The sequence below is a fragment of the Klebsiella pneumoniae complex sp. WS1778 genome (genome assembly GCF_049472055.1).
Classification (GTDB): domain Bacteria; phylum Pseudomonadota; class Gammaproteobacteria; order Enterobacterales; family Enterobacteriaceae; genus Klebsiella; species Klebsiella quasipneumoniae.
This window is the reverse complement of record NZ_JBKGTJ010000001.1, coordinates 279,515-293,851: the sequence shown is the minus strand read 5'-3', so window position 1 is coordinate 293,851 and position 14,337 is coordinate 279,515. Positions and strand designations below refer to the sequence as shown.

General features: G+C 59.0%; 15 protein-coding genes. 10 read left to right on the top strand and 5 right to left on the bottom strand.

Going from position 1 to position 14,337, the window contains the following annotated elements; translation table 11 throughout:
- Positions 1-122 precede the first annotated feature (122 nt).
- Genes sapC through sapF form a run of 3 tightly spaced genes read left to right on the top strand, consistent with a single transcriptional unit; the run spans position 123 to position 2,816 of the window.
- Complete coding sequence (gene sapC, locus ACLEXF_RS01500) at positions 123-1,013, top strand: putrescine export ABC transporter permease SapC (RefSeq protein WP_004151901.1); 891 nt, start codon at positions 123-125, stop codon at positions 1,011-1,013.
- Positions 1,013-2,005 carry a putrescine export ABC transporter ATP-binding protein SapD gene (gene sapD, locus ACLEXF_RS01495; protein ID WP_004203899.1) on the top strand — a complete coding sequence of 331 codons (993 nt, stop codon included), beginning with the start codon at positions 1,013-1,015 and terminating at the stop codon, positions 2,003-2,005. The genes sapC and sapD overlap by 1 nt, the downstream gene beginning before the upstream one ends.
- Position 2,006: 1 nt before the next feature.
- On the top strand, positions 2,007-2,816 hold the full coding sequence (sapF, locus tag ACLEXF_RS01490; protein ID WP_004203898.1) for a putrescine export ABC transporter ATP-binding protein SapF: 810 nt from the start codon (positions 2,007-2,009) through the stop codon (positions 2,814-2,816).
- 29 nt (positions 2,817-2,845) lie between these two features.
- Here the strand turns inward: sapF and ACLEXF_RS01485 are convergent, their stop codons facing one another.
- From ACLEXF_RS01485 to ACLEXF_RS01465, 5 genes are read right to left on the bottom strand one after another with little or no spacing between them, the layout of a single operon-like run.
- Positions 2,846-4,345: an HAL/PAL/TAL family ammonia-lyase gene (locus ACLEXF_RS01485; RefSeq protein ID WP_368760932.1), complete on the bottom strand. Its 1,500-nt coding sequence runs from the start codon at positions 4,343-4,345 to the stop codon at positions 2,846-2,848.
- Positions 4,342-5,136, bottom strand: coding sequence for an ABC transporter ATP-binding protein (locus ACLEXF_RS01480; RefSeq protein ID WP_017900863.1), 795 nt, complete (start codon positions 5,134-5,136; stop codon positions 4,342-4,344). Before ACLEXF_RS01480 ends, ACLEXF_RS01485 begins: the two co-directional genes overlap by 4 nt.
- A 1-nt stretch (position 5,137) precedes the next feature.
- Positions 5,138-5,869 (bottom strand): ABC transporter permease, encoded by a 732-nt coding sequence (locus ACLEXF_RS01475; RefSeq protein WP_004203893.1) that lies wholly within the window; start codon positions 5,867-5,869, stop codon positions 5,138-5,140.
- Positions 5,870-5,878: 9 nt separating this feature from the next.
- A complete protein-coding gene (locus ACLEXF_RS01470) occupies positions 5,879-6,598 on the bottom strand; it encodes an ABC transporter permease (RefSeq protein ID WP_004203892.1) in 720 nt (239 codons plus the stop codon).
- Positions 6,599-6,609: 11 nt separating this feature from the next.
- Positions 6,610-7,455, bottom strand: a complete 846-nt coding sequence (locus ACLEXF_RS01465; RefSeq protein WP_004203890.1) for a transporter substrate-binding domain-containing protein — start codon at positions 7,453-7,455, stop codon at positions 6,610-6,612.
- Between the two features lie 209 nt (positions 7,456-7,664).
- Between ACLEXF_RS01465 and ACLEXF_RS01460 the strand changes: the two genes are divergently transcribed.
- The 7 genes from ACLEXF_RS01460 to osmB all read left to right on the top strand — a co-directional run bounded on the left by ACLEXF_RS01460 (position 7,665) and on the right by osmB (position 14,211).
- Positions 7,665-8,207 carry a HutD/Ves family protein gene (locus ACLEXF_RS01460; RefSeq protein WP_407259836.1) on the top strand — a complete coding sequence of 181 codons (543 nt, stop codon included), beginning with the start codon at positions 7,665-7,667 and terminating at the stop codon, positions 8,205-8,207.
- 198 nt (positions 8,208-8,405) lie between these two features.
- Positions 8,406-9,194, top strand: coding sequence for an enoyl-ACP reductase FabI (fabI, locus tag ACLEXF_RS01455; protein WP_004203888.1), 789 nt, complete (start codon positions 8,406-8,408; stop codon positions 9,192-9,194).
- Positions 9,195-9,382: 188 nt separating this feature from the next.
- Complete coding sequence (locus ACLEXF_RS01450; RefSeq protein WP_371331807.1) at positions 9,383-10,540, top strand: CMD domain-containing protein; 1,158 nt, start codon at positions 9,383-9,385, stop codon at positions 10,538-10,540.
- An 81-nt stretch (positions 10,541-10,621) separates the two neighbouring features.
- Complete coding sequence (locus tag ACLEXF_RS01445) at positions 10,622-12,556, top strand: exoribonuclease II (protein ID WP_004203886.1); 1,935 nt, start codon at positions 10,622-10,624, stop codon at positions 12,554-12,556.
- A gap of 158 nt (positions 12,557-12,714) precedes the next feature.
- A complete protein-coding gene (locus ACLEXF_RS01440) occupies positions 12,715-12,894 on the top strand; it encodes a hypothetical protein (RefSeq protein WP_004203883.1) in 180 nt (59 codons plus the stop codon).
- A gap of 73 nt (positions 12,895-12,967) precedes the next feature.
- Positions 12,968-13,717 carry a DNA-binding transcriptional regulator YciT gene (locus ACLEXF_RS01435; RefSeq protein WP_004203882.1) on the top strand — a complete coding sequence of 250 codons (750 nt, stop codon included), beginning with the start codon at positions 12,968-12,970 and terminating at the stop codon, positions 13,715-13,717.
- Between the two features lie 275 nt (positions 13,718-13,992).
- Positions 13,993-14,211: an osmotically-inducible lipoprotein OsmB gene (gene osmB, locus ACLEXF_RS01430; protein ID WP_002901783.1), complete on the top strand. Its 219-nt coding sequence runs from the start codon at positions 13,993-13,995 to the stop codon at positions 14,209-14,211.
- The last annotated feature ends 126 nt before the right edge of the window (positions 14,212-14,337 follow it).

Genomic DNA, 14,337 nt, shown 5'->3' with positions numbered 1-14,337 from the left:
GATAACCTTCAAATCAATGCAGAACACACAAAATTAAAGCACTCAATGCTGGCAAGATGTTGGTATTAGCGGGATTTTTGAAAAGACTTAAAGCATGACTAACAAACTTAAAACGGATTCATATGCCCTACGATAGCGTTTATCTGGAAAAGCGTCCGCCCGGCGCGCTGCGCACCGTATGGCGTAAATTCTATGGCGACACCACGGCGATGATCGGCCTGTACGGCTGCGCGGGGCTGCTGCTGCTCTGCGTCTTCGGCGGCTGGTTCGCCCCCTACGGCATCGACCAGCAGTTCCTCGGCTACCAGCTACTGCCGCCATCGTGGTCGCGCTATGGCGAAGTCTCTTTCTTCCTCGGGACCGATGACCTGGGGCGCGATGTGCTCAGCCGGCTGCTGAGCGGCGCGGCGCCGACCGTCGGCGGCGCTTTTGTCGTCACCCTCGGCGCCACGCTGTTTGGCCTGGTGCTGGGCGTCATTGCCGGGTCGACCCACGGCCTGCGCTCGGCGGTGATGAACCATATCCTCGATACCCTACTCTCCATCCCCTCGCTGCTGCTGGCCATCATCGTCGTCGCCTTTGCCGGGCCGCACCTCAGCCATGCGATGTTTGCCGTCTGGCTGGCGCTGCTGCCGCGGATGGTGCGTTCCGTCTACAGCATGGTCCACGATGAGCTGGAGAAAGAGTACATCATCGCCGCCCGCCTCGACGGGGCGTCGACGCTGAATATTCTGTTGTTCGCCATTCTGCCCAATATCGCCTCAGGCCTGGTGACCGAGATCACCCGCGCCCTGTCGATGGCTATTCTGGATATCGCCGCGCTGGGCTTTCTTGACCTCGGCGCTCAGCTGCCTTCGCCGGAATGGGGAGCGATGCTGGGCGATGCGCTGGAGCTTATCTATGTTGCGCCGTGGACCGTGATGCTGCCCGGGGCCGCGATTATGCTCAGCGTACTGCTGGTCAACCTGCTGGGCGACGGTATTCGCCGGGCGATCATTGCCGGGGTAGAATAATGCCGTTACTCGATATTCGTCACTTAACCATCGAATTTAAAACCAACGAAGGCTGGGTGAAAGCCGTCGATCGCGTCAGCCTGACCCTGACCGAAGGCGAAATCCGTGGTCTGGTCGGGGAATCCGGCTCCGGAAAGAGCCTGATCGCCAAAGCTATCTGCGGCGTGACAAAGGACAACTGGCGGGTCACGGCCGACCGCATGCGCTTCGACGACATCGACCTGCTGCGGCTGTCGAACCGCGAACGCCGAAAACTGATCGGCCACAACGTGTCGATGATATTCCAGGAGCCGCAGTCGTGCCTCGATCCCTCTGAGCGCATCGGCCAGCAGCTGATCCAGAGTATTCCCGGCTGGACTTACAAAGGGCGCTGGTGGCAGCGACTGGGCTGGCGCAAGCGGCGGGCTATCGAGCTGTTGCACCGCGTCGGAATTAAAGATCACAAAGACGCCATGCGCAGCTTCCCCTATCAGCTGACCGAAGGCGAGTGCCAGAAGGTGATGATTGCCATCGCCCTGGCCAACCAGCCGCGCCTGCTGATCGCCGATGAACCGACCAACGCCATGGAACCAACGACGCAGGCGCAGATTATCCGCCTGCTGACGCGGCTCAACCAGAACAACAACACCACCATTTTGCTGATCAGCCACGACCTGCAGATGCTCAGCAAATGGGCGGATAAAATCAACGTCATGTACTGCGGGCAGACGGTGGAGAGCGGGCCCAGCGAAGAGCTGATCACCCTGCCGCATCACCCCTACACCCAGGCGTTAATCCGCGCGATCCCGGATTTTGGCAGCGCCATGCCGCATAAAAGCCGCCTCAACACCCTGCCGGGGGCGATCCCGCTGCTGGAGCAGCTGCCCATCGGCTGCCGGCTGGGGCCCCGCTGCCCGTACGCCCAGCGCGAGTGTATTGAAACGCCGCGTCTTACCGGGGTGCGCAATCACCTGTACGCCTGTCATTTCCCGCTGAACATGGAGAAAGAGTGAAATGGTCGAAACATTGCTGGAAGTGCGCCAACTCAGTAAGACCTTTCGCTACCGCACCGGCTGGTTTCACCGCCAGACGGTGGAGGCGGTTAAGCCGCTGAGTTTTACCCTGCGCGAACGGCAGACGCTTGCGATTATCGGCGAGAATGGCTCCGGAAAATCCACCCTCGCGAAGATGCTGGCGGGCATGGTGGAGCCCACCAGCGGCGAGGTGCTGATCGACGACCATCCGTTGACCTTCGGGGATTACTCCTACCGCAGCCAGAAAATTCGCATGATCTTTCAGGATCCGTCGACGTCGCTAAACCCGCGCCAGCGCATCTCGCAGATCCTCGATTTTCCGCTGCGGCTGAATACCGATCTCGACGCCGAAGCGCGACAGAAGCAGATCATCGACACCCTGCGCATGGTCGGCCTGCTGCCGGACCACGTCAGCTACTATCCCCATATGCTGGCCCCGGGTCAGAAGCAGCGTCTTGGCCTCGCCCGGGCGCTGATCCTGCGCCCGAAGGTCATCGTCTGCGATGAGGCGCTGGCCTCGCTGGATATGTCGATGCGCTCCCAGCTCATCAACCTGATGCTGGAGCTGCAGGAGAAACAGGGCATCTCCTACATCTATGTCACCCAGCACCTGGGCATGATGAAGCACATCAGCGATCAGGTGCTGGTGATGCATAACGGGGAAGTGGTTGAGCGCGGCAGCACCGCCGATGTGCTGGCCTCACCGCTGCACGACCTGACCCGACGTCTGATTGCCGGCCACTTTGGTGAGGCTCTCACCGCCGACGCCTGGCGCAAAGACGGCAAATAGCGTCGCCTCATTCACCTCGCCCGCTGACCTCACGCCGGCGCGTGGCCAGCGGTTCGCTTAAGGATGGCCACCGCGCTGGCAATGTCCGGCGCCAGCCAACGATCGTCCTCCCAGCCAGGCACGCTTTCGCGCAGCAGGTCTCGCGCCCGGCGTGTGCCCGCGGCCAGCTTCTGCGGCTCGTGAAAATCGAGCCCCTGGGCAGCGAGTAAATATTCGATGCCGAGGATCTGATAGAGGTTGCCCAGCAGGCGCTGCAGTTTCAGCGCAGCGCTGGTGCCCAGGCTTAAATGATCCTCCTGCAACGCCGAGGTAACAAAATTGTCCAGCACCGCCGGCTGCGCCAGCTGCTTGTTTTCCGCGCACAACGACGCGGCGACGTACTGGGCAATCATCATGCCTGAATTTACGCCCGGTCGGGCGACCAGGAACGCCGGCAGCCCGCTCACCAGAGGGTTCACCAGCCGATCAAGGCGTCGCTCAGCGATGGCCCCGAGCTCTGCCATGGCAATGGCCAGCAAATCGCAGGCCATTGCCACTGATTCGCCGTGCGGATGCGCCTGGGAGACCACCCGCCACTGCTCAACGGTCCCCAGGATCAGCGGATTATCGGTACAGGCGTTGAGTTCGATATTTATCTGCGTCTGCACGTGGCTAAACTGATCGCGGCAGGCGCCATGCACCTGAGGCATCGAGCGAAGGCTTAGCGCATCCTGGGTGCGAAGTCCTTGACTTTCGGCCAGCAGAGGGCTGTCCGCCAGCAGCTCACGCAGCCGCTGGCCGCTGGTCTGGATCCCGGGGCTGGCTTTCAGCGCCAGGATCTCGGCATCGAATGCCACTAGCTGGCCGCGCAGCGCTTCAAAGCTCATCGCGCCGGTTACATCGGCCCAGTCCATTAAGCGCTCGGCGTCGTCTAACGCCAGACAGGCCAGACCGGTCATGCACGGCGTACCGTTGACCAGACTCAGCCCCTCTTTCGCTCCCGGCGCGATGGGCTGCAGATTCAGCTGCGACAGGACCTCTGCCGCAGGCCACGTTCGCCCCTGCCACAGCACATCGCCAACCCCCATCAGGGCCAGGCCAATATGCGCCATATGCGTTAAATAGCCAACTGACCCCTGGGAGGGCACCTGAGGGGTGACGCCATGCTGCAAAAACGCCAACAGTTGCTGCACTATCCCGGCGGAGATCCCGGATTTACCGTGGCTGAAATTGGCCACCGCGGCGCACATAATTGCCCGGGTTGGGGCGACCTCCAGCAACGGTCCCACCCCGCAGGCATGGCTGAGCAACGTATTGCGCGACAGCTGGTGCAGCTGCGCTTCCGGCAGCGTAATATTGCACAGCGCCCCCAGCCCGGTATTGATCCCATAGGCTACCTGGCCGGCTTTAACGATATGCTGGACGATCGCCCGTCCTTGCGCGATACGCGCCCAGGCGCTGTCGCTGAGGCTCAAGGTCGCCTCGCCCCGGGCGACGCAAGCCACCTCCTGCCAGCGTATCGGCGCATCGCCCCACTGGATCATTTTCATACGACCTGTCCTGGCTGTTGATGGCTGGAGATAAATTGCTTAAAGCGCGCGGATCCCTGGCTGCCAAACAGCGCCTCAGGCGCGCCGTCGCAGTCAATCGTCCCCTGGTGCATAAAAACCACCCGGTTGGAGACATGGCGGGCGAATCCCAGCTCGTGGGTGACCACCAGCATCGTCCGTCCCTCCTCCGCCAGGCTGCGCATCACCTTTAGCACCTCGCCGACCAGTTCAGGATCCAGCGCTGAGGTGGGTTCATCAAAGAGCATGACGTCCGGCTCCATCGCCAGCGCGCGGGCTATCGCCACGCGCTGCTGCTGGCCGCCGGAGAGCTGCGCCGGATAAAAATCCTTTCGGTTCAACATCCCCACCCGCTCCAGCAGCTGCTCGGCCTGTTCAATGCAGGTCCGTTTATCGCGTTTGAGCACATAATGCGGCCCCTCAATGACATTCTGCAGAACCGTCATATGCGACCACAGGTTAAAACTTTGGAAGACCATCCCCAGCCGCGAGCGCAGGCGTTCTATCTGCCGGGGATTCGCCGCCAGCCGATGCCCGCGAGCGTGGTGTTTCATTTCAATCGTCTCCCCGCCGACGCTGACCACTCCGGCATCGGGCGTTTCCAGCAGGTTAATGCAGCGCAGCAGCGTACTTTTACCGGAGCCGCTGGCGCCAAGGATCGAAATAACATCGCCCTGCTGCGCCTGGATGGTGATCCCCTTCAGAACATCCAGGGAGCCAAAGGACTTATGAATATCGCTGACCGATAAGGTCACCGGACGTGAATCGAGCATCTTACTCTCCTTTGGTTATCGGCTTGAGCGACACGGTCGCCGGATTTGGCCGGGTATGCGGGGTTAAACGCCGTTCAAGCAGGGCGTACAACTGCACAATGATGAAATTGAGCAGCAGGTAGATGGCCGCCGCGCAGAGAAATACCTCCATCGTCCGGTAGGTACGCTGAATAATCTGTTGGGCCACCCCCGTGACGTCCCAGACGGTCACCAGGCTTGCCAGCGCCGTCGACTTGACCAACAAAATGGCCTCCGTGGAGTAGGCTGGCAGCGCATAGCGCAGCATCACCGGGGCAATGATCCGCCGCAGCAGCAGCCAGCGCGACATACCGCAAGCCTGGCCGGCTTCAATCTGGCCCGGCGGTATCGCCAGCAACCCGCCGCGCAGAATTTCCGCGGTATAGGCCGCCGTACAGAGCGCCAGCGCCAGAACGGCGCAGATGAAGGGTTCACGCAGCAGCGGCCACAGGAAACTGTGGCGGATCACCCCAAACTGACCCAGCCCGTAATAAATGAGAAACAACTGGATCAGCAATGGCGAGCCGCGAAAGATCAGGATATAGCCTTTGGCGAAGCCGCTTGCCAGCGGCCAGCGGCTCATTCGCAGCGCCAGAACGCCAAGGGCCAGCACGCCGCCAAGCATAAAAGAGCAGATAAAGAGCCCCAGCGTCACCGGCAGCGCCGCGCCGAGCTTCAACAACGTCTCACCGAGGAAGGCAAAATCGATAATCATACGGGCTCCTTACGCCTGCGCGGCGCTGCGACGCAGCCAGGCGCGGTTCAGATGGCTCTCCGCCCGGGTAAACGCGCGGTTAGAGAGCAGCGTCAGGATCAAATAGCAACCGCCGCCGATGAGATAGAACAGGAAATAATCGCGGGTAGAGCCAGCGGCAATCTGGCTGGCGCGCATCAGTTCAACCATCCCGGTCACTGATACCAGCGCCGAATCTTTGAGGCTCATCTGCCAGACGTTGGACAACCCCGGCAGCGAATAACGGACAATCTGCGGCAGCAGGATGCGCTGCAGGATCCGCCAGCGCGGCATGCCAATGGCGGTAGCTGCCTCCACTTCACCGGGCATCAACGCCAGGCGAGCAGCACGGTAGACTTCCGCCTGATACGAGGAGGAGATCAAGCCAATCGCCAGGGCGCCAATCAGAAATGGCGGCACCTCAATAAAGCCGTCTGCGCCAAACAGGCGACCCAGCCATGAAATCATCCCTGAGCCGCCAAAATAGAACAGATAGATCACCAGTAATTCAGGGATACCGCGGAATACCACCGACCAGGCGGCGCCGAACCAGCGCGCTGGCGCGTGCCGGGACAATTTCGCGGCGGCGATGACGCCGCCCACGCCCGCACCGACGGCCAGCGCTGCAAGCGACAGCAGCAACGTGGTCAGCGTTGCGCTGAGGATCAGCGTCCCCCACCCGTTTTCACCCAAACTCAGAAGATTTAACATGGTTGCCTCGCTCAGGGAGTCACGTCGCTTTTAAACCATTTCTCACTCAGTTTTTTTACCGTCCCATCGGCCAGCGCCGCCTGAATGGCGCTATCCAGTTTCGCTTTGAGATCGGTATCGGTAAGGCGCACACCCATCGCCTCACCGCCTCCCCAGATTGGGCCGCTCATCAGCGGACCGCTCAATGCCAGATTGCTATTCTCCGGACGCGACAGGGTGGTGTTGGCAAAGGTAATATCATCAAACACCGCATCGATGCGCTCAGCCTGCAGGTCGAGGATCGCATCCGCTGAGTTGTTATATTCCCGGACGTCAGCGATATCCTTGAAATACTTATCAATAAACGGGGTGTAGACGGTACCGGAAGCGATGCCGATGGTTTTCCCTTTCAACGCCGCGCGCAGAGGCGCAATCGCCGCCTGAATCTCTTTCTCATCATCATGAAGTTTGACCGCCGGGGACGGCGGTAGCAGCGACCCTTTTACCGCAATGAAAGAGGCCGGCGTGGCAGCGTATGCCTGGGTAAACGCCACTACCTTCGAACGCTCTGGGGTGACGACGATAGCATCCATGATCACGTCATATTTTCCGGCGTTAAGTCCGGCAATCATGCCATCCCAGTTCTGCACCACCAGTTTGCATTCGATCTGCATTCGCTGGCATAAATTCGCCATTAGCTCGGGCTCGAAGCCGCTGAGTTTCCCTCCGGGAAGCGTCAGATTCCAGGGCTCATAGCCGCCTTCCGTAGCGATGGTGATCGATTTCCACTCTTTAGCGTATGTTGAGCCACCGGACAGCAGTAGCCCCGAAAACAGGGTGACCAGGCAGGCCTGGCGGAAAGTAATACGCTGTTGCATTTTCATTCTCCCGATCGCGTTTTGTCATGATGGCTCTGGTCACGGCGATAAGATAATTCGCAGATGACTGCTCATGTATATACAAGCATTGACAAACCCGCACACGCGCTCAATGATGGATTTGTGAGCCCTGTTGTAAATAATTTGTAAGCACATTGAGACAAGCGTGTAACAAATACTATCCACTCCAGATTTCCGCCGAGCAAACTATGATCACGTATTTTGATTACGCTACTTTACCCGTCACGCCGTGGAAGAACGGTGCCGGCTCCACGCGGGAAATTATCGCCGTTCCTTCCGTAGATGCCCCTTTTCTCTGGCGCGCGAGCATTGCCACCCTGCAGGCCGATGGCCCTTTCTCCCCCTTTCCCGGGGTCGACCGGACGATCGTCCTGCTGGCGGGGCAACCGCTACGGCTGCGCGGGGAGGAGATCGACCATCCGCTGGCGCTCTGGCAGCCGTGGGCATTCCCCGGCGAATGGGAGCTGTCCAGCGTCGGGATCGTTGAGCCTGGACTGGACTTCAATGTCATGACCCAGCGGGGTCGAGCCTCAGCGAAGGTTGAAGTGGTGAGCGACCGGCAGCGAGCGGCCACCGAAGGCGTCGCTTATGTGCTGCAGGGGGAGTGGGATCTGGCCGGGCGGCGCTGCGCCGCCGGCAGCGGTCTCTGCTGGCGCGGCAACGCCCCGGGCGAGCTGCGGCCTCTCGGTGCCGATGGGCGCCTCCTGCTGGCAACGATTGCGCTCAAATAATCAGCTGAGAAAAGGGTATACTTGAGCCATCACGATCGGCTTTTGCCCCGCGCGGCGCGGGCCGGCTGAAAAATATCGTGACACAAGGGGTCGTCAGTGGGATATAATTCCTGGCTAAATTTGAGTTATTTTGAAATAACAATGTTAACGTTATGATTGTTAAAGTAAAAATAAGCAATAACGATAAGGATTAAAGCTATGGGTTTTCTTTCCGGTAAGCGCATTTTGATCACTGGCGTCGCCAGCAAACTGTCCATCGCCTACGGTATTGCGCAGGCAATGCACCGCGAAGGCGCGGAACTGGCATTCACCTATCAGAATGAAAAACTGAAAGGTCGCGTTGAAGAGTTTGCTGCCGCGCTGGGTTCTGACATTGTGCTGCCGTGCGACGTTGCTGAAGACGAGAGCATCACCGCGCTGTTCACCGAGCTGGAAAAAGTCTGGCCAAAATTCGATGGTTTCGTCCACTCTATCGGTTATGCCCCGGCTGACCAGTTAGACGGCGACTACGTCAACGCGGTCACCCGCGAAGGTTTCAAAATCGCGCACGACATCAGCGCCTACAGCTTCGTGGCGATGGCCAAAGCCTGCCGCACAATGCTGAACCCGGGCTCTGCTCTGCTGACGCTCTCCTACCTGGGCGCCGAGCGCGCGATCCCGAACTACAACGTCATGGGTCTGGCGAAAGCCTCTCTGGAAGCTAACGTGCGCTATATGGCGAACGCGATGGGTCCGGAAGGCGTTCGCGTCAACGCTATCTCCGCCGGTCCGATCCGTACCCTGGCCGCGTCCGGTATCAAAGATTTCCGTAAAATGCTGGCGCACTGCGAAGCGGTCACCCCGATCCGTCGCACCGTCACCATTGAAGACGTGGGTAACAGCGCAGCCTTCCTGTGCTCCAACCTGTCTGCGGGTATCTCCGGTGAAGTCGTTCACGTTGATGGCGGGTTCAGCATCGCCGCCATGAACGAGCTGGAACTGAAATAAGTTCCTTACCCTCCTCGCCCCGGTGAGGAGGGCTCTCCCTTCCGAGGCCTTGTGCACCCCCTGTTATTCCAATCGGCTATTTGTTAGCACGTATCAATATTTTCTCCTGCTTCCGGGTTACGCCAGGATAGTTCTGCATAAACGATCCGCGGAACGGCGGTTCGCCACATACCGAACAAGGAAAGCCCATGGAGCCACGCCGCGTGAATGGCAAAAACCACTGGTATCACGAAACCCAGTCAACAATCTGCCCGGTGGATGTCCTGCCGCTCGTCCCTGAAGCCGCCCATGTTGAAGACCGCTTTTTGCTGGACCTGACGCTGCCGGACGCCTGGCTACACGCCCACGCAGGCTGGCTACGCCCCGCGCGCCAGCTGGCCGAGCGGCTGTTTCCCGACCAGGTGGCGGTGAGCCGCCTGCAAACCTTTACCGCCTACGATCGCCTGAGCACTGCGCTCACCGTCGCCCAGGTCTACGGCGTCCAGCGGCTGTGTAACCACTATGCCGCCCGCCTGGCGCCCCTGCCGGGGCCCGACTCTTCGCGCGAGAGCAACCGTCGTCTGGCGCAGATCACCCAATACGCTCGTCAGCTCGCCGGTTCACCCTCCGTCATTAACGCCCTTTCCCGCAGCCAGCTCGACGAAGTGGGCCTGACCAGTCGGGATATTATCCTGATCAACCAGATTATCGGTTTCGTCGGCTTCCAGGCGCGGGCGATTGCCGTGCTGCAGGCGGCCCAGGGCTTCCCGGTGCGCTGGATCCCCGGTATGCCGCAGCAAGAGGAGGCGCCCGCCGACCTGTTCGTCAACCCACCAGGAGAGTGGGTAACCGACATTGAGGATCCCGATCTGCAGTATGCCGATGACGAGCGCCAGCGGCGTATCGCCAGCTGGCAGTCACTGCCCGGCCTGGGCCCGCTGGCTCCATTGCTGGCCTGCGACCCGCAGCTGATGGCGCCTCTGGAGACGCTGTTACGCCAGCTCAGCGGCAACGGTACCTTTGGCCCGCAGGTCGCCTTACTCACCGCGCGCACCAATGGCAGCGCCACCTGTTTTGACGCCTGGCTCTCCCACTGGCACGGTGAAGAAGCGTTCGGCAGCCATTTGCGCGAGGGCGATCATGCTCTCCATCGCTGGCTTGGGCAGCATCCGCGGTCGCGCGCGCTCGTTACCGCGGTACAGTTGTTAACCCGCTCCCCGGACCGGTTTAGCGCCGCCCAGTTAACACCCCTCGGCGAATATGGACTCTCAGCGGAACAGGCGATCGATCTGTTAACCTGGAGCGGACTATGCGGCTGGATGAATCGTCTGAAAATCGCCCTCGGCTATGTGCGTCAGCAGACGTAAATTGCTGAAACAGCGCTTGCTGCGACAGGCATAATCGCGTAAAAATGTCAGCCGCTCTTTTAGCCACGAAAATACCTAATTATGTTTCAGGATAACCCGCTGCTAGCGCAGCTTAAACAGCAACTGCATTCCCAGACGCCGCGCGCGGAAGGGGTCGTTAAGGGCACGGAAAAGGGCTTTGGCTTCCTCGAAGTGGACGCTCAGAAGAGCTACTTCATTCCGCCGCCGCAGATGAAAAAAGTGATGCATGGCGACCGTATCGTTGCGGTGATCCATTCTGAAAAAGAACGCGAAAGCGCCGAACCGGAATCGCTGGTTGAGCCCTTCCTGACCCGTTTCGTCGGTAAAGTCCAGAAGAAAGACGATCGCCTCGCTATCGTTCCTGACCATCCGCTGCTGAAAGACGCCATTCCCTGCCGCGCCGCCCGTGGCGTTGAGCATGATTTCAAACAGGGTGACTGGGCCGTCGCAGAAATGCGCCGTCATCCATTAAAAGGCGACCGCGGATTTTACGCGGAGCTGACCCAGTTCATCACCTTCAGCGACGATCACTTCGTCCCGTGGTGGGTGACGCTGGCGCGCCATAATCTTGAGAAAGAGGCACCGGACGGCGTCGCCACCGAGATGCTTGACGAAGGGCTGACTCGCCGCGATTTGACCGCCCTCGACTTCGTCACCATTGACAGCGCCAGTACCGAAGATATGGACGATGCGCTGTATGTCGAATCTGGCGCCGACGGCAAACTGTTGCTGACGGTGGCGATCGCTGACCCGACCGCGTGGATTGCCGAAGGCAGCAAGCTGGATAACGCCGCAAAAGTACGCGCCTTTACCAACTATCTGCCGGGCTTCAACATCCCGATGCTGCCGCGCGAACTGTCAGACGACCTGTGTTCCCTGCGTGCCAATGAAGTGCGCCCGGTGCTGGCCTGCCGGATGACTCTGGCGGCCGATGGCACCATCGAAGACAATATCGAGTTCTTTGCCGCTACCATCGAATCAAAAGCCAAACTGGCCTATGACGATGTCTCTGACTGGCTGGAAGGCCGCGGCAGCTGGCAGCCGGGCAGCGAGGCGATCGCGCAGCAAATTACGCTGCTGAAGGACGTGTGTCAGCGCCGCAGCGAATGGCGTCAGACCCACGCGCTGGTGTTTAAAGACCGCCCGGATTACCGTTTCGTCCTCGGCGAAAAAGGCGAAGTGCTGGACATCGTCGCGGAGCCGCGTCGTATTGCCAACCGTATTGTCGAAGAGTCGATGATCGCCGCCAACATCTGTGCCGCCCGCGTGCTGCGCGACAAGCTTGGCTTCGGCGTTTATAACGTCCACACCGGCTTCGACCCGGCGAATACCGAACAGCTGGCGGCCCTGCTGAAGACCCACGACGTACACGTTGATCCAACGGAAGTGCTCACCCTGGAAGGTTTCTGCAAGCTGCGCCGCGAACTGGACGCTCAGCCGACCGGTTTCCTCGACAGCCGCATACGTCGTTTCCAGTCGTTTGCTGAAATCAGCACCGAGCCGGGCCCCCACTTTGGTCTTGGTCTTGAGGCCTACGCCACCTGGACCTCGCCGATTCGTAAGTATGGCGACATGATCAATCACCGTCTGCTGAAGGCCATCATCAAAGGCGAAACCATTGCGCGCCCACAGGATGAAGCCACCGTGCAGATGGCGGAGCGCCGTCGTCTCAACCGCATGGCCGAACGCGATGTCGCCGACTGGCTGTATGCCCGTTTCCTCAACGATAAAGCCGGTACCGACACCCGCTTTGCGGCGGAGATCATCGACATCAGCCGCGGTGGAATGCGCGTACGTCTGGTGGACAATGGCGCGGTCGCCTTTATTCCGGCCCCGTTCCTCCACGCCGTGCGCGACGAACTGGTCTGCAGCCAGGAAAACGGCACCGTGCAGATCAAGGGAGAAGTGGTCTACAAAGTGACCGATGTTATCGATGTCACTATCGCTGAAGTCCGCATGGAAACGCGTAGCATCATTGCTCGTCCGGCAGCCTGACGTCTCTTCACAGCGGTTCCTTCGGGAACCGCTCCTTCTTTCCTCCCTGTCCCGTCATTTCCGTCGCAACGATTAAGGTTGTGCGTTTTTTTCGCTTCTCTTTTTCACCCATTTTTAGCATCATTGATTTCATTCGTTTTTGTTACCAGGATAATGCCATGTCAGATGTGAATGCCCACCTGCTCGCCCAACGTATCGATACCGTGCTGGATATTCTGGTTGCCGGTGATTACCACTCTGCGATCCATAATCTGGAAATCCTCAAAGCGGAACTGCTGGCGCTGGCGGCAGACGACGCCGAGCAAAACAAACCACCCAAAGCGCCCTGGGAAATCTGATTATCGCCCACATGCCGCAACCGGCGATGCTGACCGGTTGCTCGCCGTATAGCCCCCTAACAGTGATGTTGCTATGAACGCCCGACAACAAAGTATTTTGCAAGTGGTCATCGATAAAGGCCGCATGAGCGTCGCCGATCTGGCGAAGATGACCGGTGTCTCAGAGGTCACCATCCGTCAGGATCTAAACCTGCTGGAGAAGCAGAGCTATCTGCGCCGCACCCATGGCTACGCCGTCCCATTGGACAGTGAAGATGTCGAAACCCGCATGATGACCCATTTCGCCATTAAGCGTGAACTGGCCAGCCGCGCCGCGGCGCTGGTGAATGCCGGCGAAACGGTATTTATCGAAAACGGCAGCAGCAACGCCCTGCTGGCGCGCACCCTGGCTGAACGCGGCGATATCACCATCATCACCGTCAGCAGCTATATCGCCCATCTGCTGAAAGAGACGCCGGGAGAGGTGATCCTGCTGGGCGGGATTTACCAGAAACGCAGTGAAAGTATGGTTGGCCCACTGACCCGCCAGTTCATTCAACAGGTGCATTTCAGTAAGGCCTTCATCGGGATCGATGGCTGGCAGGCGGAAACCGGCTTTACCGGCCGCGATATGATGCGTGCGGACGTGGTTAACGCCGTTCTGGAGAAGCACTGCGAAGCGATTATCCTCAGCGACAGCTCAAAATTCAGCGCGGTGCACCCCTATCCGCTTGGCCCAGCCGGCCGCTTTAATCGCGTTATCACCGACGATCGTCTGCCGAACGACTGCCGTGAGCAGTTGTTGCGCAGCGGCCTGACCGTCGATATTGTGCCGTACATCTGATATTCCACCCGCCCCGTGCCCTGCCACCGCGCCGAACGGGGCGAAATTACGCTCTGAGAGTATTCCGAGCCGGTAATTAAGATTTTTTACCTGACGATAAATTTAAAAAAAAGTAGAATTATTATTAGCGATATAACAGGAAGTGACTATCACCTGCGTGATTTTCGTGATACCTGCGCACCCTAACTTCATGGAATTGCCCTAAAGCTGCTTTATCAGGCTATGCTTAAAGGAGCGCCGTAATCCATGAATAGATTATTCAGGAGAAAAAAATGATGACTTCAACGAGCAAAAAAATGGCTGCTGTTGTTCTGGCTGTCACTGTAGCAATGTCTCTGAGCGCTTGCTCTAACATGTCTAAACGCGATCGTAACACTGCAATCGGTGCAGGCGCCGGCGCCATCGGCGGTGCGGTGTTAACTGACGGTAGCGCACTCGGTACCCTGGGTGGCGCAGCAGTCGGTGGTATTATTGGTCACCAGGTCGGCAAATAATATAATTACCTGACGAAATAAAAGAATAATTCATACGAATTGACTTACGCACGTTAAATCATTCAAGGCCGCGGCATTCACCGCGGCCTTGTTATTTCACCTGGCCATTAATTAGGATTGAAAAAA